This window comes from Stenotrophomonas sp. B1-1, from assembly GCF_010894375.1.
Classification (GTDB): domain Bacteria; phylum Pseudomonadota; class Gammaproteobacteria; order Xanthomonadales; family Xanthomonadaceae; genus Stenotrophomonas.
This window is the reverse complement of the sequence record NZ_JAAIUZ010000025.1, coordinates 1-21,805: the sequence shown is the minus strand read 5'-3', so window position 1 is coordinate 21,805 and position 21,805 is coordinate 1. Positions and strand designations below refer to the sequence as shown.

General features: G+C 67.9%; 16 protein-coding genes. All 16 read right to left on the bottom strand.

Annotated elements, in window-relative coordinates:
- Positions 1–61 precede the first annotated feature (61 nt).
- On the bottom strand, positions 62–1,654 hold the full coding sequence (locus tag G4G00_RS17745) for a hypothetical protein (RefSeq protein WP_164275411.1): 1,593 nt from the start codon (positions 1,652–1,654) through the stop codon (positions 62–64).
- A gap of 93 nt (positions 1,655–1,747) precedes the next feature.
- Positions 1,748–2,821: a chemotaxis response regulator protein-glutamate methylesterase gene (locus tag G4G00_RS17740; protein WP_108753011.1), complete on the bottom strand. Its 1,074-nt coding sequence runs from the start codon at positions 2,819–2,821 to the stop codon at positions 1,748–1,750.
- Positions 2,818–3,414, bottom strand: a complete 597-nt coding sequence (gene cheD, locus G4G00_RS17735) for a chemoreceptor glutamine deamidase CheD (protein WP_079221788.1) — start codon at positions 3,412–3,414, stop codon at positions 2,818–2,820. Before cheD ends, G4G00_RS17740 begins: the two co-directional genes overlap by 4 nt.
- Positions 3,411–4,280, bottom strand: coding sequence for a CheR family methyltransferase (locus G4G00_RS17730; RefSeq protein WP_108749530.1), 870 nt, complete (start codon positions 4,278–4,280; stop codon positions 3,411–3,413). Before G4G00_RS17730 ends, cheD begins: the two co-directional genes overlap by 4 nt.
- Positions 4,281–4,313: 33 nt before the next feature.
- On the bottom strand, positions 4,314–6,584 hold the full coding sequence (locus tag G4G00_RS17725) for a methyl-accepting chemotaxis protein (protein ID WP_164275408.1): 2,271 nt from the start codon (positions 6,582–6,584) through the stop codon (positions 4,314–4,316).
- 1,410 nt (positions 6,585–7,994) lie between these two features.
- A complete protein-coding gene (locus G4G00_RS17720; RefSeq protein WP_164275405.1) occupies positions 7,995–10,364 on the bottom strand; it encodes a methyl-accepting chemotaxis protein in 2,370 nt (789 codons plus the stop codon).
- A 97-nt stretch (positions 10,365–10,461) separates the two neighbouring features.
- Complete coding sequence (locus G4G00_RS17715; protein WP_234412378.1) at positions 10,462–10,767, bottom strand: hypothetical protein; 306 nt, start codon at positions 10,765–10,767, stop codon at positions 10,462–10,464.
- 217 nt (positions 10,768–10,984) lie between these two features.
- Positions 10,985–11,476: a chemotaxis protein CheW gene (locus G4G00_RS17710; protein ID WP_108749534.1), complete on the bottom strand. Its 492-nt coding sequence runs from the start codon at positions 11,474–11,476 to the stop codon at positions 10,985–10,987.
- 150 nt (positions 11,477–11,626) lie between these two features.
- Positions 11,627–12,400 carry a flagellar brake protein gene (locus tag G4G00_RS17705; RefSeq protein ID WP_108753014.1) on the bottom strand — a complete coding sequence of 258 codons (774 nt, stop codon included), beginning with the start codon at positions 12,398–12,400 and terminating at the stop codon, positions 11,627–11,629.
- 105 nt (positions 12,401–12,505) lie between these two features.
- Entirely contained in the window at positions 12,506–14,698 is a 2,193-nt protein-coding gene (locus G4G00_RS17700; RefSeq protein ID WP_164275402.1) for a methyl-accepting chemotaxis protein, read from the bottom strand.
- Positions 14,699–14,701: 3 nt separating this feature from the next.
- Entirely contained in the window at positions 14,702–15,175 is a 474-nt protein-coding gene (locus tag G4G00_RS17695; RefSeq protein WP_159093959.1) for a hypothetical protein, read from the bottom strand.
- A 164-nt stretch (positions 15,176–15,339) separates the two neighbouring features.
- Positions 15,340–17,583 (bottom strand): methyl-accepting chemotaxis protein, encoded by a 2,244-nt coding sequence (locus G4G00_RS17690; RefSeq protein WP_164275400.1) that lies wholly within the window; start codon positions 17,581–17,583, stop codon positions 15,340–15,342.
- 370 nt (positions 17,584–17,953) lie between these two features.
- On the bottom strand, positions 17,954–19,948 hold the full coding sequence (locus tag G4G00_RS17685; RefSeq protein WP_164275397.1) for a chemotaxis protein CheA: 1,995 nt from the start codon (positions 19,946–19,948) through the stop codon (positions 17,954–17,956).
- Between the two features lie 53 nt (positions 19,949–20,001).
- Entirely contained in the window at positions 20,002–20,367 is a 366-nt protein-coding gene (locus tag G4G00_RS17680; RefSeq protein ID WP_038688521.1) for a response regulator, read from the bottom strand.
- Complete coding sequence (locus G4G00_RS17675; RefSeq protein ID WP_108749540.1) at positions 20,364–20,672, bottom strand: STAS domain-containing protein; 309 nt, start codon at positions 20,670–20,672, stop codon at positions 20,364–20,366. Before G4G00_RS17675 ends, G4G00_RS17680 begins: the two co-directional genes overlap by 4 nt.
- Before the next feature lie 202 nt (positions 20,673–20,874).
- A partial coding sequence (locus G4G00_RS22030; protein WP_164275394.1) for a chemotaxis protein CheW occupies positions 20,875–21,805 on the bottom strand: 931 nt, incomplete at its 5' end.

Below are 21,805 nucleotides of genomic sequence, written 5' to 3'. Positions count from 1 at the left end.
TGTCGAGGGGGTGCTGCGGTCCGGTCAGTCCTGGGCCAGCCCTACCGTCGCAGGCGATGGGTTACTGCACGCGGAAGTCCAGGCGGGGCAGGGTCTGGCAGTGCTGCACGGCGGCCTGCAGATCCAGCGGTGCTGCCGGGGCTGCGTGGCGCGCCTGATTGACCGTCTCGGCGGCCTCCCACAGGCCAGGCAATGCCGCCCCACGCTCGAGCACGTAGTCGCGCAGCAGCGTGTTCAATGGGCTGGCGTGATCCTGCGCAGGCACGATCACGCAGGCGCGGGTTCCCGGCGTGGCCACCATCTGCTGCAACAGCGTCTGCAGTCGCGCAGCATCGGCAGGACCGTCGGCCAGCTGCAGCGGTGGACTGTCCCTGTCTGCGGGTTGCACCTGCAACGCGTTGTCGGTGAACAGAAAGACGCCCATGGCGTCCAGCGGCTCGCGCGGGGTCTTCGTGGTGAGGTTGGTGTAGTCCACGTCAGGACGCGTGCACGTCTCCGGCGCGCGCCGGGCTGGCACTGCGAGCCGGACACCTTCGGCATCGACGCTATGGACGTTCAACCTGCAGACCTGGCCGACGATATCCATCTTCACTTCGTAATCCACACCGGTGACCGGCACGATCTGTACAGCCAGCGTGCCGGTGCAGAACGCGCCGCGGTGGCGGACGTCCGCGTCGAAGATCAACGGCTGCCCGGCCTGCACGGCATATTCGCGATACTTCGGCGACTTCAGGCTACGCAGGGTTTCGGTTTCGGCGATGCCGAGGCTGAGGTTGCCCGCCTCGCTGTCCAGCGCATTGGCGTTGCTTTCGGCTGGCCAACGCGGGTCATCGAAGCGTCGGCTGCCGTCGGCCAGGCAGTAGGCATCGCCGAGCATGGTGACCCGTTCTGTTGCCGAGTTGAAAACCCGCACGCGTGCCGTGCCGTCACCGCTGCCTGCGGTGGGGAGCGGCTGCGGGAAGAACTGTGGCAGCTTGCTGACAAAGCGCTGCACGCAGGCAGCGGCCAGTTCGCGGGCACTGGCGCGCAATCGCGCGTAGTCATTGGCCTGCCATTGTTCGAGCGTGGCCTCGCGCCCGGGGTCGTTGCAGTACGCAGCGTCCACCGTGCTGCCGTCCGGTTGCTGCAGGCGCAGGCGGGTGAAGTGGCTGAGCTGATAGAGCTGTTGCCCTGCCTTGGGCTTCTGGTAGACCAGGGCCCACTCATTCGCCTCTACCTTCAACAGCGTGCGGCCCTGGGGAATCGCACCGGGGAACAGGGTGAAGTACTGCTGCAGCCAGTCATTGAACAGGCTGGGCATGAGGTCCATGGCTGGGCTGGGTACTGCCTGGACGTCGGTCCCGCGCAGATGCTTGGGATCCAGCCGGGTAGTGGAGCTGGCGCCGAAGACCTGGCGTACAAACTGCCCGGCCTTGGCCGCGCCGGTGATGCGCTCGCCATCTTCGGGGGTGACGATGCGCAGTACGACGTCCGGGTGGTGATCGTGGATGTGCTGACCGGCGCCGGCGCTGATCGCCACGTGCTCTGTCCAGCCTGCGGGGGGCAGTGTGGGTGCCGCTGGCGGAGCATCGGTTCGACCGGTGCCGCTGGCGAGCATCGGCAGCAGGCAGGTGGCGGCAAGCGCGCCGCGCAGTGGAATCAGGCGTAATGCCATGGTGAAACTCCTTGAAAGTGGAACAGCACAGGCGGCCCTGGGCGGGCCGCCTGTGGATGACGTTGCATTGTGAGGGGGAAGGCGCTTGCGCGGTCAGCCGCGGGCCAGCGCCAGCAGGCGCTCGGCGATACGCTCCAGCGGCACCTGCTCTTCGGCGGCGCCCAACTTGAACGCGGCACCGGGCATGCCCCAGACCACGCTGGTGGCCTCGTCCTGCACCAGCGTGGGCGCGCCGGCCTGGCGCATTTCCAGCAGGCCGCGCGCGCCGTCGTCGCCCATGCCGGTGAGGATGGCGCCGATGGCATTGCCACCGGCGCTCTGCGCGACCGAGCGGAACAGCACATCCACGGCCGGCTTGTGCCGGTTCACCGCCGGGCCGTCGTCGATGCGGCAGCGCCAGCGGGCACCGTCGCGGATGATGCGCAGGTGCTTGCCGCCCGGCGGCAGGTAGGCGTGGCCTGGCAGCACGGCTTCGCCATCGCTGGCCTCGCGCACGGCCATGGCCGAATGGCGGTCCAGGCGTTCGGCGAAGGCGGTGCTGAAGCTGGCCGGCAGATGCTGGGTCATCACCACGGCCGGGGCATCGGCGGGCATGCCTTCCAGCACCACGCGCAGCGCCTCGGTGCCGCCGGCCGAGGAGCCGATGGCAATCAGCCGGTCGGTGGTGCGGAACTGCGGTGCGGCCGGGCGCAGCGACGGTGCCGCGTCCAGCAGCACCTTCGGCGCCGCCGCACGCACCAGCGGTCGCACCCGCGAGCGCGCGGCCATCTTGACCTTGCCGATGATCTCCTCGGCGTAGCCCTGCAGCCCACGCGCCACGTCAAGCTTGGGTTTGGAAACGAAATCCACCGCGCCCAGTGCAAGCGCCTGCAGCGTGGTGTCCGCGCCGCGCTCGGTCAGCGAGGAAATCATCACCACCGGCAACGGATGCAGGCGCATCAGGTTTTCCAGGAACGCCAGGCCGTCCATGCGTGGCATTTCCACGTCCAGGGTGATCACATCCGGGGCCAGGCGCTTGATCTTCTCGCGCGCCAGCAGCGGGTCGGCGGCGGTGCCGACCACGTCGATGCCCGGATCGCTGGACAGGATTTCGGTGAGCATCTGCCGGACCACGGCAGAGTCGTCGACGATCAGTACCCGGCAGGGGGCGTTGCCGGGCGCGTTCATTCGAACAGCTCCACGCCGCCGGTGACCGGGGCCTTGGACAGGCGGGCACGCACGGCCGATTCGGTGGCGGCCACTTCGGCCTCGTGCGCGTGCGGCAGGCGTTGCACCACCACGCGGCCGGTATCGGCGAAGAACCAGATCTTGCGCGGATGGATGCCGCACAGGTCTTCGGCAATGATCGGAATGTGTTCGGCCTGCAGGTACTGGCGCACGAACTCGGCGTTGCGGGTGCCGACCGGGTTGCTGGTAAAGCCTTTCAGCACGTTGGCGCCGCCGAACACCTTGGCCTCGATGCGCTTGCGGTGGGCGCCGCGCTTGAGCATGTCGTTGATCAGCAGTTCCATGGCGTAGCTGCCATAGCGCGCGGGGGCGCCATCGCCGGCGTTGCCTTCGGGCAGCAGGAAGTGGTTCATGCCGCCGATCTTCAACACCGGATCGCGCAGGCAGGCGGCAACGCAGGAACCCAGCGTGGTGGTCAGCGCGGTGGTGTCGTCCACCACCAGGTACTGGGTGGGCAGCAGCTTGGCCGCCACGGTCTTGAAGCGTGCGTCCTGGTAGCGCATCACATCGTCGGTGCGCAGAGATGCATTCATGCGCCGGCTCCCTGTGCGCGTCGGTACAGCGTGCGGCCACACGGCTGGATCAGGTCGGCCGCGTGCAGATAGTTTTCCGAATGCCCGGTGTAGAGCAGGCCATCGTCAGCGAGATGGTTCACCAGCCGGCCCAGGATGGCGCGCTGGGTCGGCTTGTCGAAGTAGATCATCACGTTGCGGCAGAACAATGCGTCGAACGGACCGCCCACGTCGTAGCGCGGTGCCAGCAGGTTGAGCGGGCGGTATTCGATCAGCTCGCGCAGGGCCGGCAGCACGCGGCACTGGCCTTCGTTGGGGCCGCTGCCGCGCTGGAAGTACCGGCGGCGCAGGTCCGGGTCCAGGCTGGCCACGCGGTCGATGTTGTAGACGCCGCGGCCGGCGGTGGCCAGCACCTGGGTGTCCACGTCGGTGGCGATGATGCGCACCGGCGGCTTCAGCGTACCGAAGGCCTCGCACGCGGTGATGGCCATGGAGTAGGGCTCTTCACCGGTGGACGCTGCGCAAGACCACAGCAGCAGCGGTCCGCGGCCGGTGCGCTTCTGCAGTTCTTCGCGCAGCTTGTCGAAGTGGTGCGGCTCGCGGAAGAACGAGGTGAGGTTGGTGGTGAGCGCGTTGGTGAACGCCTGCCATTCCTCGCCTTCGCCCTGTTCCAGATGGTCCAGGTACTGCTGGAAGCTGCGCATGCCCAGTGCGCGCAGGCGCCGCGACAAGCGCCCGTAGACCATGTCCCGCTTGGCGGGGGCCAGGGCGATGCCTACGCGCTGGTAGATCAGGTCGCAGACGCGGCGGAAATCACGGTCGGCGAACTCGAATTCGCGGGGGCCGGTCACGATGGGGGTTGGGCTCTGCACGGGGGAGGTGTCCATCGGGTGGGCGGCGGCCGAAGCCGCCGCGGGGGATCAGAATTCCTGCCAGTCACCGTCGCTGGAAGCGACCGGGCTGGAAGGCGTGCGCGGTGCCGCGGTGCGCACGGCCTGCGGGCGGGCAGGGGCGCGCACGATGGCGTGCGCGGGCGGGGCGACGCGGGCGGCCACGGCCTTCACCGCCGCCGACACCTGGTTGTCCAGGCGGAAGATGGCCACTGCATCGGCCAGCTGCGCGGCCTGGTCTTCCATGGCGCGTGCGGCAGCGGTGGCTTCTTCCACCAGCGCGGCATTCTGCTGGGTGGTTTCGTCCATCTGCACCACGGTCTGGTTGACCTGCTCGATGCCGGCGCTCTGCTCCTGCGACGCCGCGGAGATCTCGGCCATGATGTCGGTCACGCGCTGCACCGAGGCGACGATCTCGCCCATGGTGGCGCCGGCCTGGTGGACCAGTGCCGAACCTTCGTTGACCTTGCCGACCGAGTCGTCGATCAGGCCCTTGATCTCCTTGGCCGCTGCAGCCGAGCGCTGCGCCAGGGTACGCACTTCGCTGGCGACCACGGCAAAGCCACGGCCCTGCTCGCCGGCACGCGCGGCTTCCACCGCAGCGTTCAGGGCCAGGATGTTGGTCTGGAAGGCGATGCCATCGATCACGCTGATGATCTCGGCGATCTTCTTCGAAGACGCTTCGATGGCCGACATGGTGGTGACCACCTGGCCGACCACTTCGCCGCCCTGCGAGGCCACGCCGTGCGCGCCGATGGCCAGCTGGTTGGCCTGGCGGGCGTGTTCGGCGTTCTGGCGCACGGTGGAGGTCAGTTCCTCCATCGACGCAGCGGTTTCTTCCAGGTTGGCAGCCTGCTGTTCGGTGCGGCGCGAGAGATCGCTGTTGCCCGAGGCGATTTCGCCGGCGGCCAGGGTGATGCTGGAGGTGCTGGCCTGGATCTGGCCGACGATCTGGGTCAGCTGCGCGACGGTGCTGTTTGCATCGTCGCGCATGCGGGCGAACACGCCCTGGTAGTCACCGTGCATGCGGGTGGTCAGGTCGCCTTCGGCGATGGCCGACAGCAGCTGCGAGAGCTTGCCCAGGTTGTCATCGCTGACCGCCATCATGGCGTTGAGGTTTTCCAGCATCACGCGGAAATCGTGATTGAAGCGCTGGGCATCGCCACGCTGGCTGAAATCACCGGCGGCGGCGGCGGCGGCCAACTGCTTGATTTCGGCGTTGATGCGACCCAGGTTGGCCTTGACCGTATCGACGGTGGTGGTCATGGCGGCCTTTTCGCCGGGGTAGCGCGCCACGTCGCGGCTGAGGTCGCCCACGGCGTACTGCTGCACCACGTCCAGCACATCGTGCAGGGTCTGCACGTGGCTGCCGACCAGGGTGTTGGTTTCCTGCACCATCAGGCCGTATTCGCCGGGGAAGGCGGCGGCGTCGATGCGGTAGCTGAGTTCACCGCCATCGTGGCGGCGGGCCATTTCGCGCTGGGCGGTGATGACCGCGTGCAGCTGCTGCTGCATGCGCGACATCGATTCGAGCAGGCGGCCCGGTTCGTCGTGCGGCTGCGGGCCGATATGGCTGTCCAGCTTGCCGCGCGCAATGCCTTCGGCCACCGCGGTGGCCTGCTTCAGCGGTACGGCGATGCGGTTGCCGATGATCCAGCTCAGGCCCAGCACGATCAGCACCATCAGGCCACCGGACAGCGCCATGATGCCGGTGAAGGCCCAGGCGTCGCTCTGCACGTCGTCCATGTAGACGCCGGTGGTGACCACCCACTTCCAGGGTTCGTACATGCCGGCGTAGGTGATCTTGTCGATCAGGCCTTCCTTGCCGGGCTTGGTGGTCTGGTAGTAGGTGTAGCCGCCGCCGAGGCGGGCCATGCCGACCTGCAGGTAGTAGATCGGCACGCCGTCATCGGAGGTGTAATCCTTCTGCACGGTGCCTACGCGCTTGGGCGCGAACGGGTGCATCAGCACGCGGTACTGGGTGTCCAGCACGTTGTAGTAGTCGGCATCGTTGTTGGCGCGCATGACTTCCAGCGCCTGCAGCGCGGCGGCCTTGGCGGCCTCTTCGGTCAGTTCGCCGGTGCCGGCCAGGCGCTTGTAGTGGTCCAGCACGCCGTAGGTCAGTTCGACCTGGGTGCGCAGGGTGTCCTTGCGCGTTTCGGTCAGGTCCAGGTACTGCATGCGGGCGGCGATCACCGACAGCGCGATCACGCCGATCGCGATCATCAGCGTGAGCAGGTTGAGCTTGCGCCGGACGGAAAGGTTGCTGAAGTAGTGTTGCCAGCGATGCAGGAGGTTCATGAAGCGGGACCAGGTCGAGACGGGCGGGCGGCGCCAGTACCGGTGACGGCGCGACCGGCCGTGACAGAACGGTTATCGGCCGGGGGCGGGGAGATTTGAGGGTGGCGCTATGAGCGCATTCAGGTTCCCTTGCAGCGGCGGCTGCGGCGCTGCTTGCAGCAGGCGTTTGAAGCAACAGCCGAAGCAACAGCAAAAGCAACAGCGGTCGGTCGGATGTTTGTTGCTTTGGGGGAGGCGGGTCGGGGTGGGCAGGCAGGACACGCCGTTAACCCCCCTCCGGGGTCCGGCCCAGCCGCTGGCGGCTGCGCGTTCGGGCGCTTGCGAAGCAGTGCTTCGCAAGCAAAGCGCCCTCACCCATGGGGGCTCGTAGGCGCCTTGCTCGTGTGCGCTTTCCTGCGCACACGGCAAGACCGGGGTTGGGCGTCCTGCCCAACCCGCCCGAGGCATGCCTCGGGCCCTTGGCGCCTGCGGTCCTGCCTGCCCACCCCGGCCCGCCTCTTCATGCATCGCGTCGGCGGACGGCAAGAGCGTTGTTTCTATCGGGCGGGGAATTGGGGTCAGAGCCCTTTTCCGTTAGAAAAGGGATCCGACCCCTGGGGCGGGATGCAGGGTGAGTGGGGTCAGATCCCTTTTCCAGCGGAAAAGGGATCTGACCCCGCAGAAGCCTCGCGGCGTGCAGCTGTTGCTCTTGCTCTTCCTTCTTCAATCCGGGGTGGACGCGCGGGGAACTGTCCGGGGCCGGGTGGGTGGGTTGCGCAGGGGCGCAGGCGCCATGGATGGCGCCTACGAGCTTACAAGGACGTACTTGCAGCGTCCCCTGCGCGGCCCACCCACCCGGCCACCCAACGGAACCCGGCAGAAGCGCGTCCACCCCGAGGGGCTTCGCCGTTGGCTGGATCTACGGATACCCCGGAAACGAAAACGCCCCGGCACGTGCCAGGGCGTCTTGGGAAGGCTAGGGGTCAGAGCCCTTTTCCTTTGGAAAAGGGATCCGACCCCGGGGCGGGATGCAGGGTGAGTGGGGTCAGAGCCCTTTTCCTTTGGAAAAGGGCTCTGACCCCGCAGAAGCCTCGCGGCGTGCAGCTGTTGCTGTTGCTCTTCTTTCTTCAATCCGGGGTGGACGCGCGGGGAACTGTCCGAGGCCGGGTGGGTGGGTTGCGCAGGGGCGCAGGCGCCATGGATGGCGCCTACGAGCTTACAAGGACGTACTTGCAGCGTCCCCTGCGCGGCCCACCCACCCGGCCACCCCACGAAACCCAGCACGAGAGCGTCCACCCCGAGGGGCTTCGCCGTTGGCTGGATCTATGGAAACCCCGGAAACGGAAACGCCCCGGCACGTGCCAGGGCGTCTTGGGAAAGCGCGGGTCAGAGCCCTTCTCCTTTGGAAAAGGGATCCGACCCCGGCAGGGATCAGAACTCCTGCCAGTCGCCGTCGGCCAGTTCGGTGGCCATTGGGCGACCGCCGGTGCTGCGACGGGCCGGTGCAGCGGCTGCAACCGGTGCGGCCGGCGCTGCTGCACGCGGTGCCGGGGCGCGCGGGGCGGCCACGGCTTCGGCTTCGTCCAGCACGAAGATCGACACGGCTTCGCTCAGGTGGCCGGCCTGTTCTTCCATGGCACGGGCGGCAGCGGTGGCTTCTTCCACCAGCGCAGCATTCTGCTGGGTGGTTTCGTCCATCTGCACCACGGTCTGGTTGACCTGTTCGATGCCGGCGCTCTGCTCCTGCGAAGCGGCGGAAATCTCGGCCATGATGTCGGTCACGCGCTGCACCGAGGCGACGATCTCGCCCATGGTGGCGCCGGCCTTGTGGACCAGGGCCGAGCCGTCGTTGACCTTGCCGACCGAATCATCGATCAGACCCTTGATCTCCTTGGCGGCAGCGGCCGAGCGCTGGGCCAGGGTGCGCACTTCGCTGGCGACCACGGCAAAGCCACGGCCCTGTTCGCCGGCACGGGCGGCTTCCACCGCAGCGTTCAGCGCCAGGATGTTGGTCTGGAAGGCGATGCCATCGATGACGCTGATGATTTCGGCAATCTTCTTCGACGAGGCTTCGATGGCCGACATGGTGGTGACCACCTGGCCGACCACTTCGCCGCCCTGCGAGGCAACGCCGTGTGCACCGATGGCCAGCTGGTTGGCCTGGCGTGCGTGTTCGGCGTTCTGGCGCACGGTGGAGGTCAGTTCCTCCATCGATGCAGCGGTTTCTTCCAGGTTGGCGGCCTGCTGTTCGGTACGGCGCGACAGGTCGCTGTTGCCCGAGGCGATTTCGCCGGCGGCCGAGCTGATCGCACGGCTGGACTGCTTGATGCGGGTGACGATCTCGCTCAGCTGCGCGGCGGTGGCGTTGGCGTCGTCACGCATGCGGGCGAACACGCCCTGGTAGTCGCCGTGCATGCGCACGGTCAGGTCACCCTGCGACAGAGCAGCCAGCAGGCCGGAAATCTGCTCGATGCTGCCGGCGTTGGCGTCCAGCAGGCCGTTAATCTGCTGGGCCAGCTGCAGGAAGAAACCTTCCTTGCCGTCGGCGTCGATGCGGCCGGACAGGTCGCCGGCGGCGGCCTGGGCGATCACGCGCGCCACTTCGGCTTCCACCTGCGATTCCTGGGTGCGGTCACGCCATTCCACCACGTAGCCGACGGTGTCGCCGTCTTCGTTGCGGATGGTCGACACCACCTGGGCGAACTGCGCATCGCCGTACTGCATCGGGCGACGGGCCACGCCGTGCTGCTTCAGGTTGGCCAGCAGGGTGTGGTCCATTTCGCCGCGGTGTTCCAGCACGGTCACAGGCTTGCCGATCAGCGAGGCCTGGGCATCGAAGTCGGGCAGGTCGCGGCGCAGCTCGTCCTGGTACTGCGACAGCGTCTGCTGCAGGGCGCGGTTGCTGTAGACGATGGTGTTGTTCGGGTCGGTCAGGTACACGCCGGTGGAGCTGTAATCCAGGGCGGTACGGATACGCAGGTTCTCGCGGGCCACGGCGGCATCGGTCTCGATGCGCTCGCGCAGGTCGCGCTGCATGCGCTGCATGGCCTGCATCAGCTCGCCCACTTCGTCCTGGCGGCTGACATCGATATGGCCGTCCAGCTTGCCGCCGGCCACGTCGTTGGCGACCGAGACGGCACCGCGCACGCTGCCCACCAGGGCACGGGCAAACAGCCAGACCAGGACCAGGCCCAGTGCGGCGCCACCCAGCAGGGCGACGACGGTCAGCACGGCCGAGGCCGAGTAGGTGCTCGATGCCTCTTCGCGGGCGGCGCGGGCCAGACGGTTGTCTTCGGCAATCAGCGCTTCCAGCGAGGCGGTGGCCTTGCGGTGCTTGGTGCGGGTTTCGCCGACGAAGGTATCGATGGCGTCGTCCGGCAGGTCCAGTTCGAGCATTTCAGACACGCTGTCGTAGGACGTCAGGGCGTCCTTCCAGTCGTTGGCGAACGTTTCGAACAGCTTCTTCTGCTGCGGGTTGTCGATCAGCCCCGGATAGGTCTTGATCGCCTTGTCCAGGTTGGTGCGCAGCTCGGCCACGCGCGCATGGGCATCGGCCTTCACTTCGGCGCTGGCGCGTACCAGCTGCTGGTATTCGGAGTTGCGGATTTCGCCGATCATGCCGCGCATCTCGCCGGCCAGGCGGATGCTCTCCATGCGCGAGCCGGCCAGCTCGGTGGTGACATTGTTGAGCGAGTGCAGGCCGCGATAGGCGACGATGCCCTGCAGCAGCATCACCAGCAGGAGGACACCGAAGGTCAGCATCAGCTTCGGCATCAGTTTCAGATTGTTGATCCACGGCATGGGCGTTGCGATCTCCATAGGCAGACGCGCGCGGGCATCGGGCCCGCTTGCAGCAACCACGCCGACCGGCGGCCGGCGTGGCAGGACGGACAGCGGATTACTTGATGTTGGCCAGCTTCAGGCTGGACGGCGAGCTGACTTCGATTTCAGCGCGCGAGGCGTCGCGCTGGATCTTGCCGATCACGCAGACGGTCTTGCCTTCCAGCGATTCCAGCGGGAAGTTGAACTTGCCGCGGTTCTCGCCGGCGATGCGCGCCGAGAAGGTGTGGCGCGGGAAGGCGCCGCCCATGTACAGGAAGGTCGGCTGGCCTTCGGAACCTTCGGCGAAGCGGGCCTTTTCCACCTTGCCGCAGACCATGCCGTCCTTGCCGACCTGGCGCGGGGCCAGTTCCGGCGGAATCATATCGGCCGACTGGGCGAAGGCAGAAGCAGCAGTGGTGGCCAGCAGGGCAGCCGAAACGAACACAAGCAGGGACTTCATCGAGGTGATTCTCCGGGGATGGTGTGGACAGTCGATCCGGGCTGATGCGCTCCTGCGCACCCGGCTTCTGTCCCCCTATCGGCAAGCTGACGGGGAACTGAAGGGGACCTTTGTCGAAGTGTGAAAAAAGTCCGCCTGCTCAGGCGGCAGCGTCTTCCAGCAGGGCCGCCTGGCCCATGTCGGCGCTGTCGAGCAGGGTTTCGATGTCCAGCAGGATGAGCATGCGGTCGTCCTGGGTGCCGATGCCGGAAATGAAGCGGGTGTCCACGGCGGCGCCGAATTCCGGGGTCGGGCGGATCTGCTCGGCGGCCAGCGGAATGACGTCGGAGACGCTGTCCACCACGATGCCGACCACGCGGTCTTCCACGTTCAGCACGATCATCACGGTGAAGGCGTCGTAGCGCGCGTTCTCCAGGCGCAGCTTCAGGCGCAGGTCGATGACCGGCACGATGGTGCCGCGCAGGTTGATCACGCCCTTGATGTAATCCGGCGCGTCGGGCACGCGGGTGACCGCGTCGTAGCCGCGGATTTCCTGCACCTTGAGGATGTCAACGCCGTAGTGCTCGGCGCCGAGGGTGAAGCTGAGGAATTCGCCACCGGCGCTGGCGGTGGAGCTGGTCTTGTCGTTCATCGAGGGTCCTGGTTCGGCCGGTAGTCCCGGTGTCAGCCTCGATATCGGCCCCGCGGCGGGGGACTTTAGGTGGGGTTCGCGGCATCCACGCATGGCGTGGGAGCATCGGTAGCGCCGGGCCATGCCCGGCGCTACCGCACCCCTGCGGCGCTACAGCTCGCCGTTCTGGCGCGCCTTGCGCTGGCGGTCGATGCGGAAGATGTAGCGCTGGATGGCGCTGTCGCCGCCGCGCGGCAGGTCGTCGAAGCGCATGCCGATCCGCTTCACTTCGATGCCGTTGGGCTGGCGCTGCGGCAGCATGTTGCAGACCACCAGGCTGATCGGCAGGTCCGGGCCGTCGGGCATGGACAGGGTGGCGGCGTAGCGCTTCTGCAGGGTGAACAGCGCACAGTCGCTGGGCACGGTGATTGCCAGGCCGCCGCCGCTGATATCCACCACGCGCATCGACAGTGCGTCGGCACCGGCTTCACCGGCGGCCAGGCTCAGCTGCGGCGAGTCGGTGATGGGGGTTTCCAGGCGGTACAGTTCGCGGCGCTGCAGATGCACCAGCTCCTCGGGCAGGTGGGCGCGGAAGGCAACGTGGCCATCGTTGTCCACGCGCTCCAGGGCCTGCAGCCGGAACCGCACCAGCACCCGTTCCAGCTGGGCGAAGCACAGCAGGTGGTCGGCCTGTTCGGCGGCGCGGTTGGACGCCTCCTGCGGACTGCCGTCCAGCAGCAGGGTGTCCTCGTCCTCGTCGAGGTCGAGCAGGGCCGTGGGGAAGGAGCGATCGCGCCCGTCGATATGGGCGTTGATAAGGGAACGCTGGTCGATCAGCGAGCGCAGCAACTGGCGCAGCTGGCGGGGGTTGCGAACCAGGAACCGCTCGTCGGCGGCGTCGGCCGCGTGGGTGTCACTCAATGCAATGTCGTGGCCGTCGGACATGGAATCTTGGGTCTGGGGCGGGCGCCAGCGCGTGTTGGCGCGCGGCTTACTGGGGTTATCGACCGCGCGCCGGAAATATGTAGCCCGACAAGCCCCATGCGGTGCTCAGCCGGGCAGGCGGGACACCGGCCGTGGCCCGCGTTCGACGCTGCGCAGGTGGCGGCCGTTGTCCAGATGGAAGCGCGCCACCGCCTGCGCCAGCACGGTTGCCTGCTCACCCATGCCCTGGGTGGCGTGGGCCGAAGCTTCCACCAGCGTGGCGTTCTGACGGGTGTTGGCATCCATCTGCGCGATGCTCTGGTTCACCTGTTCGATGCCGGCGCTCTGTTCCTGCGAGGCGGCCGAAATCTCGCCCATGATGTCGGTCACCCGCTGCACCGAGGCGACGATCTCGCCCATGGTGTCGCCCGCGCGCCGCACCAGGGTGGAGCCTTCGTCGACCTTGCCAACCGAATCGTCGATCAGGCCCTTGATCTCCTTGGCCGCCGCTGCCGAGCGCTGGGCCAGGGTACGCACCTCGCTGGCCACCACCGCAAAGCCACGGCCCTGTTCGCCGGCACGCGCCGCTTCCACGGCGGCATTCAGGGCCAGGATGTTGGTCTGGAAGGCGATGCCATCGATGACCGAGATGATGTCGCCGATCTTTCGTGATGCGGCCTGGATCGCGCCCATGGTGCTGACCACCTGGCCCACCACGTCGCCGCCCTGGTGGGCGACGGCGGCGGCGCCGCTGGCCAGCTGGTTGGCCTGGCGTGCGTGCTCGGCATTCTGGCGCACGGTGGCAGTCAGCTCCTCCATCGTGGCGGCGGTCTCTTCCAGGCTGGCCGCCTGCTGTTCGGTGCGGTCGGCCAGGTGGTCGTTGCCGCGGGCCAGGTCGGCGGCGGCACCGGTCAGGCTGCCCGAGGCGGTCTGGATGCTGCCGACGATGGCGGTGAGCTGGGCGATGGTGGTGTTGGCATCATCGCGGATGCGGGCGTACACACCGTGGAAATCGCCCTGCATGTGCGCGGTCAGATCGCCGCGCGACAGCGCCGCCAGCAGCTGCGAGATCTGCTCGATGCTGTACGCGTTGGCGTCCAGCAGGCTGTTCAGGCGCTGCGCCAGCTGCAGGAAGAAGCCGTCCTTGTCCGCAGTGCCCACGCGCTGGCTGAAGTCGCCCTGGGCGGCCGCTTCAACGATACGCCCCAGCTCTTCTTCCACCTGCAGTTCGCTGGTGCGGTCGGCCCATTCCACCACGAAGCCTTGGCGCTGGCCGTCGTCGCCGATGATCGGATTGATGATCAGGCGCATGCTGCGGCCGCCGACGCGGATCTGCGCGCGCCAGGTGCCGGTCAGCGTGTCCAGCAGCCGGGCCTGGTGGGCGGGATTGCGATGGAAGATGTCGATGCTGCGGCCGATCAGGTCGGTGGCGCTGAACTGCGGCAGGTCGCGGCGCAGGTCCGCTTCGGCCGCGGCCAGCATGTGCTGCAGCGGACGGTTCACGAACACGATGTTGCGGTCGCGGTCGGCGATCATCACGTGGGTGGTGACATCGTCCAGCGCGGTGCGGATGCGCAGCGATTCGCGCGTGGTCTGCTGCTCGCTGTCGCGCCGCTGCAGCAGGCGGTCACCGGTCTGCACCAGTGCCGCCGCCAGAGAATCCGGCGGGAAACGGGCGTTCTGCAGGTGCTCGGGCACCGGCTGGTCTTCGGCCAGGCCGCGCGCCAGCTGTGCCAGCTGCTGCGGGTCGTGGCCCAGCAGCAGCAACTGACGGCGCATCTGCACGGCCATCAGGCTGAGCAGGCCGGCTTCAACCACTACGTACAGGGCGTGCAGGGCGAGGGTGCCCAGCCCGCTGCCGGCCGCAAACACCGGGTAGGGCAGGCCTTGCACCTGCAGTGCGTAGAACAGCACGTGATGGACGGCAATGGCGCCGGCGGCCACCACGATCGGCAGCCAGTCGCGGTAGTACAGCAGCAGCGCGATCAGCACGATCACCGTGAAGTGCGTTTCCAGCTGCCCGTGGGTCTGGTGGATGAGCGTGGCCGACAGCACCATCCAGGCCAGGGCCACGGTGCAGCGGCTGAGACGGGTGCCGGGCAGCCAGTGGACCTGCAGCGTGGTGACCAGCAGTGCCGGCAGTGCGACCCCCAGCCATGGCGCCCAGGCACCACTGCGTAGGGCCAGCACCAGCGAGGCCAGCACCAGGCCGGCGGTGACGACCAGGAACAGGCGGTCGGCGGTGGTGGACAGTGCGCGCAGGAAGGGCAGCGATCCGGCGCGGACGGGCGTTGCCTGGGGGGCAGGGGATGCGTGCATGCACTATTCCTTGAGGCATGGGCATGGGGTGGCGAGGATCACGGCTGCCTGCGGCTGTGCCAGCAGATGGTTCACCAGGCGCGCGGCCGCAGGGCCGACGCCGCCGCAGCCGGGGTCGAGCCGGGCGGGGCCGGCATAGACCAGTTGCTGCTGGTGCAGGACCAGCCAATCGAACGGCAGGGCCAGGGCGCTGGTCTGCACCGCGCTGCCGCTGGGCAGTACATCGTGCCCATCGCAGGGGCAGCGGTCGGGCAGGCGCAACAACAGGGGGTGCTGGGCGCTGGCGGCCACCAGATCATGCGGCAGCTGCGCCAGCAGATCGGTGGCACGCCAGCGGGCGGGTTCAGGGGCCGCGGCGCGCGATTGCGTCCACAGCAGGGGCAGGGTCCAGCCCAGCCACAGCGAAAGCAGCAGCACCCCGGCCAGCGGGCGCCAGTCTCGAACCGGTTTCGCAGGGGCGGTGGGGCGGGCGGACATGGGCGTGCACGCGTTGGGCCGTAGTTCGTTAGCGGCCGGTATGGCGTGAAGCTGAAGGGTGATCGCATCGCGGCGCCGGGGATTGCCCGGCGCCTTTTCCACGGGGAAGCCGAGCATGGCTCGGCTCTACAACACCGGCGCCGGGCAAACCCCGGCGCCAGCCCTCAGAACTCCTGCCAATCACCTTCACCGGCCAGGGCCGGCTGCGGTGCCGCCTTGCGCGCACGCGGCGCGGCCACGACCGGTGCGCTGACCGCCTTGCGCGGCGCAGACACCGCCGGCGCCGTGACACGGACCGGTGCGCTGGACAGGCCCGGGGTGGCAAGGCGGAAGCGTGCCACCGCTTCACCCAGCTGCGCGGCCTGGTCTTCCATGGCGCGTGCGGCAGCGGTGGCTTCTTCCACCAGCGCGGCGTTCTGCTGAGTGGTTTCGTCCATCTGCACCACGGTCTGGTTGACCTGCTCGATGCCGGCGCTTTGTTCCTGCGAAGCGGCGGAAATCTCGGCCATGATGTCGGTCACGCGCTGCACCGAGGCGACGATCTCGCCCATGGTCGCACCCGCCTGGTGCACCAGCGCTGAGCCTTCGTTGACCTTGCCGACCGAATCGTCGATCAGGCCCTTGATCTCCTTGGCGGCGGCAGCCGAGCGCTGGGCGAGGGTGCGCACTTCGCTGGCGACCACGGCGAAACCACGGCCCTGTTCGCCGGCACGCGCCGCTTCCACCGCAGCGTTCAGCGCCAGGATGTTGGTCTGGAAGGCGATGCCATCGATGACGCTGATGATCTCGGCGATCTTCTTCGACGACGCTTCGATGGCCGACATGGTGGTGACCACCTGGCCGACCACTTCACCGCCCTGCGAAGCAACGCCGTGAGCGCCGATGGCGAGCTGGTTGGCCTGGCGGGCGTGTTCGGCGTTCTGGCGAACGGTGGAGGTCAGTTCCTCCATCGACGCGGCGGTTTCTTCCAGGTTGGCGGCCTGCTGTTCGGTACGGCGCGACAGGTCGCTGTTGCCCGAGGCGATCTCGCCGGCGGCCAGGGTGATGCTGGAAGTGCTGGCCTGGATCTGGCCGACGATCTGGGTCAGCTGGGCGACGGTGGTGTTGGCATCGTCACGCATGCGGGCGAACACGCCGTTGAACTGGCCGTCCATGCGTGCGGTCAGGTCGCCTTCGGCGATGGCCTGCAGCAGGGTGGACAACTGGCCCAGGTTGCCGTCGGCCACCTGCATCATGGTGTTCAGGTTGTCGATCATGGCGCGGAAGTCATGCGCGAAGCGATTGGCGTCGCCACGCTGGCTGAAATCGCCCGCGGCGGCGGCGCTGGCCAGCTGCTGGATCTGCGTGTTGATGGCCAGCAGGCTGGACTTGGCCGCATCCATGGCTTCGTGCAGGAAGGCGCGGGTGCCCGGCAGGCGGCGCGCATCTTCGGTCAGGTTGCCGGCGGCGTACTGGTTCAGCACGTCGATGGCATCGCGGATGGCATCCAGGTGTTCGAAGATGACGGTGTTGATGCCGCCGGCCAGCTGGCCGTACACGCCGGGGAAATCTTCCGGAATGCGATGGCTGATATCCGGGCCGGCGTGCATCTGTGCCATCAGCTGGGTCTGTTCCGAGAAGCGCCGCAGCATGGCCGTCATCTCGCTTGTGGCGGCCAGCATGCGCCCGGCTTCGTCCTTGCTGGTGGCCTGGGTGGTTACGCTCAGGTCGCCGCGCGAGACGGCCTGGATGGCCTGCACGGCCTTGCCCAGCGGGCCGGTGACGGCGCGCGAGATGACCACGGCCAAGGCTGCGGCGACCAGCGACAGCAGCACGATGCAGCTGATGATGGCGATCAGGCTGTTGCGGTGGGTGGCGTTGGCGGCGTCGATCTTGCCCTGCATCTGCGAGCTGAGATACGCGCTGAGCGCCTTCATGTCTTCGAAGGCCTTGCGGCGCAGCGGGCGCGACTGCTCGTCGGACACCTGCTGGGCCAGCGCGGCGTCACCGGCGGTGGCGGCGTCACGCAGTTTTGTGTTGGCGGCGAAGTAGGCATCCACGTCGGCCTGCACCGGCTGGTACAGCGCGCGCTCCTTGTCGCCCGACGGCAGGGCGGCATAGGCGGCCAACTGCTCGCGCACGATCTTGGCGGTGTCGGCCATGCGCGTGTTGTACTCGGCCACCTTTTCGGGCTTGTCCAGCATGCTCAGCTGGGCCAGCTCGTAGGTGCGGAATTCGCCCAGCTGCGAGCGCACTTCGCCCAGGTACTGCACGGACGGAATATCGTTGGTGGCCATGGCGCGCAGCTGCGCGTTGGCTTCGGACAGGCGCACCAGGGCGAACACGCCCAGGATGACGGTCATCAGGGTGGTCAGGGTGAACCCCACCGCCAGCTTGCGGGCGATGGGCAGATCGTGGAACCACTTCATGCAGGGTGCTCCGGATGGGCAGGTGCCGGCGCGGGTGCGGCGGCGTAGGGGGTGGTTGCAGGAGGGAACGGTCGTGCCGGTGGGGGTTCGGTGAAAGCCGTCAAAGCGAGATAGCGGCGCTGCGTGCGGGGACTTTATGGACGGATGTCACATTCGCTGGCGTAGGGATGGGCGCCTGCAGGCCTTGTGGGGCGGTGGCTTTGGGGAAATTGGATGGTTGCGGGGGAAGCCAGGCGTTCGACCGGTGTCACAGTGCTGGGGTCAGAGCCCTTTCTGCGAAAGGGATATGACCCCGGGGGTCTGGCCCCGGAAACAGAACCGCCGCCCAGGTGGGCGGCGGTTGGGTGGTGCACGGTGATGTAGGCGGCGGTCAGGCGGCCTGCGGCATGCGCAGCGAGCGCACCAGGCCACCGATGTCCACGATCAGGGCCACGCGGCCATCGCCGAGGATGGTGGCGCCCGATACGCCACCGATGCGGCGGTAGTTGTTCTCGATGTTCTTGACCACCACCTGCTGCTGGCCGACCAGTTCGTCCACTTCCAGCGCGATTTTCTGGCCATCGCCTTCCACCACCACCACCAGCGATTCGCTGTTGGCGCGACGGTTGCCGTAGCCGTAGTACTCGGTGAGCGACAGGATGGGCAGGTATTCGCCGCGCACGCGCAGCACGCGGCCTTCGCCGGCCATGCTGCGGATGTCTTCGGGCTGCGGCTGCAGCGCTTCCAGCACGTAGGCCAGCGGCAGGATCAGCGTTTCGCCGGCCACCGCCACGGTCATGCCGTCCAGGATCGCCAGGGTCAACGGCAGGCGGATCAACGTGCGGGTGCCGCTGCCCAGGCTGCTTTCGATCTGCACTTCACCACCCAGCGCCTGGATGTTGCGGCGGACCACGTCCATGCCCACGCCGCGGCCGGACAGGTCGGTCACTGCATCGGCGGTGGAGAAGCCGGGCTGGAAGATCAGGTCCCAGACCTGCGAATCGGTGGGGTTGTCCGGCACGCTCAGGCCGCGCTCGTGGGCCTTGGCCAGGATCTTGTCGCGGTTCAGGCCGCGGCCGTCGTCGCTGACTTCGATGACGATGTGGCCACCCTGGTGTGAAGCGGCCAGGGTGATGGTGCCGGTCTCGTCCTTGCCGGCGCCGCGACGCACGTCGGGCATTTCCAGGCCGTGGTCGATGGAGTTGCGCACCAGGTGGACCAGTGGGTCGGCGATCTTTTCGATCAGGCCCTTGTCCAGCTCGGTACCTTCGCCGATGGTGCGCAGGCGCACCTGCTTGCCCAGGCGGCTGGACAGATCGCGCACCAGGCGCGGGAAGCGGCGGAACACCGCGTCCACCGGCAGCATGCGCACGCCGATCACCGCTTCCTGCAGGTCGCGGGTATTGCGCTCAAGCTGGTCCAGGCCGGCGAAAAGGCGCTCGGCATGCACCGGATCAATCGCATGCGACACCTGCTTGAGCATGGCCTGGGTGATGACCAGTTCGCCCACCAGGTTGATGAGGGCATCGACCTTGTCCACGCTGACGCGGATCGAGGTCTCTGCTTCGGCAGCGGCCGGCGTGGCTGCAGCGGCAGCAGCAGGTGCGGCTGCAGGTGCAGGTGAAGCGGCCGCCGTGGCGGCGGGTGCCGGCGGTGCCTGGGTGGCCAGGCTGGGCGGCGCGGCCGGTCGGATATCCAGTTCGCAGTCGTCCAGTACCCAGGCGAAGGTGTCTTCGATCTTGCTGCGCGGCACCTTGCCGACCAGGCCCAGGTCCCACGCCAGGTGGGCTTCCAGCGGATCCAGCTGGGCAAAGCCCGGCAGGCGATCCATGCGTGCGGCCACCTGCAGCGAGCCCAGGTGTTCCAGCTCGCGGATGATGCGCAGCGGGTCGTTGCCGCTCATGAACAGCGACGGCGCCGGGGTGAAGCCGATCTTCCAGGCCTCGGGGGTGTCATCGACCGGGGCGGCCGCTGCCACCGGGGCGCTTGCCGCGGCCTGCCCGGACAGCACTGCTTCCAGGCGTGCCTTTACTGCGGCCACCGACGCCGGGTCGGCGGCCTGGCCATGTTCGGCTTCACGCAGCAGTGCACGCAGCACGTCCACCGAGGACAGCATGGCGTCCACGGCCGTGGCTTCCAGGGCCCGCTTGCCGGCACGCAGCTCGTCGAGCAGCGTTTCCAGCACGTGGGTCAGGCCGGCAATGGTGTCGAAGCCGAAGGTGCCGGCGCCGCCCTTGATGGAGTGGGCGGCACGGAACACCGAATTGATGATTTCCGGATCCTGCTGCCCCGATTCCAGGGCAAGCAGCCCGGCCTCCATGGCGTCGAGGCCTTCGCGGCTCTCCTCGAAGAAGGTGGCGTGGAAGCGTTGCAGGTCCATGCTCATGGCAGCGGTAATCCGGAAACGTGGGGAAGGGGCGGTTCAGTAGTGCCGGGCGATCAGCCCAGCACCTTCTGTACGGTGGCGACCAGCTGTTCGGGGTTGAACGGCTTGACCAGCCAGCCGGTGGCGCCGGCGGCCTTGCCTTCGGACTTCTTGTCCGCAGCCGATTCGGTGGTCAGCATCAGCATCGGGGTGAACTTGTAGTCCGGCAGCTGGCGCAGTTCACGGATCAGGCTGATGCCATCCATGTTCGGCATGTTGACGTCGGTGACCACCGCGTTGAAGCGCTGGCCCTTGGCGCGGCCCAGGGCCACGGCGCCGTCTTCGGCTTCTTCGACGGAAAAACCGGCCGAGGTGAGGGCGAAGGAAACCATCTGGCGCATCGACGCCGAATCGTCCACCACCAAGATACGTGCGCTCATGCAGCGTTCTCCACAGATTTCAGGTTGTCATGGGGTACGTCCAGGCCCAGGGCCTGGGTGACGCCCAACAGGCGTGCGGCGTCACGGAAGGTTGCGGTGCAACCGTGGAAGCCGGTGTCCAGCCCGGCCTCGCGGCGGGCCTGCACGAAGGCGCACAGCACCTGCACGCTGGCGGTGTGGATGCGGCCGACCTGGCTTGCGTCCAGGGTCAGCTCGCCTGCTTCCGCCACCAGGGGCGAAAGGCGGTTCTTGAGCTCGGTGCTGCTCTCGATGCCGAGATCATCACCCAGTTCGACAGTGCTCATGATTGCTCCGGACAAACGGTTCCGAGATCCATAACGGCACACCGGCGGGGTTCTTTAGGATTGTTTCGGGGGGAGGGGTATCCACGCGTGGCGTGGATCTACCGGGGGATCAGGGTGTTGATCGCCCCGGGCGATGCCGGCGTGTAGATCCACGCCATGCGTGGATGAGGTTCGGTAGATCCACGCCATGCGTGGATGGGCTTCACCCCAACAGACGGGTCGCGTCCAGCAGGATCATCGGCCGTTGGCCAATGCGGGCTACGCCGCGGAACAGGTCGTTGGAAATCTGGCAGATGCGCGCGGTGTCGGGCGGTTCAATCTGAGAATCGGTGAGGTTGGCCACGTCTTCCACGGCCGACACGCGCAGGCCCAGGATCTCGCCGTTCTCTTCCAGCACCACGATGCGCGTCTGCGCGTCGTCTTCGGCGGTGGTGGTGCCCAGGTGCAGGCCCAGGTCCATCACCGGCACCACCTGGCCGCGCAGGTTCATGATGCCCAGCATGGCGGCGGCGGTGCCGCGCAGGGGCAGCAGGGGCACGGGAAGCACCACTTCCTGCACCTTCAGCAGTTCCAGTGCGTAGGCCTGCACGCCGCAGCGCAGGCGCAGCCAGCGCGAGGTGCGTTCGCCGGCGCGGCGGGCCTGCGGGTGCGGGCTGCTGGCCGGCTGTTGGGCCTGCGATTGCAGTTCCTGCCAGCTGGACGGGCGGGCGCTGGCCGGGGCGTTCACTGCCACGCGCGGCGGCGGCGCCACAGCGGCGCGGGCGACCGGGGCTGCGACGGGCGCGGCGGCGGCCGGGAGCGCCGGTGCCACCGTGGCGGGGGCAGGCACGGCCACCGTTTCACCTTCTGCCGCAGCTTCGAACGCGGCCTGCAGGGCAGGGCTGTCGATGTGGGCCAGGGCGTGGCTGTCAGCGCTGTCGGTTTCGTAGATCACTTCGTCCGGCAGGTCGTCCCAGGTGGGCTCAGGGCCGGCCGGCGCGGCGGCGGGTTCGGGCGCCGCTGCGCTCGCCGGGCGTGGCCCGGCGCTACCGTCGGTGTCTCCGGTTTCGTAGATCACTTCGTCCGGCAGGTCGTCCCAGGTGGGCTCGCGTTCGGGCGCGGCGACGGCCACGGCGTCGAAGGCGGCCTCCAGC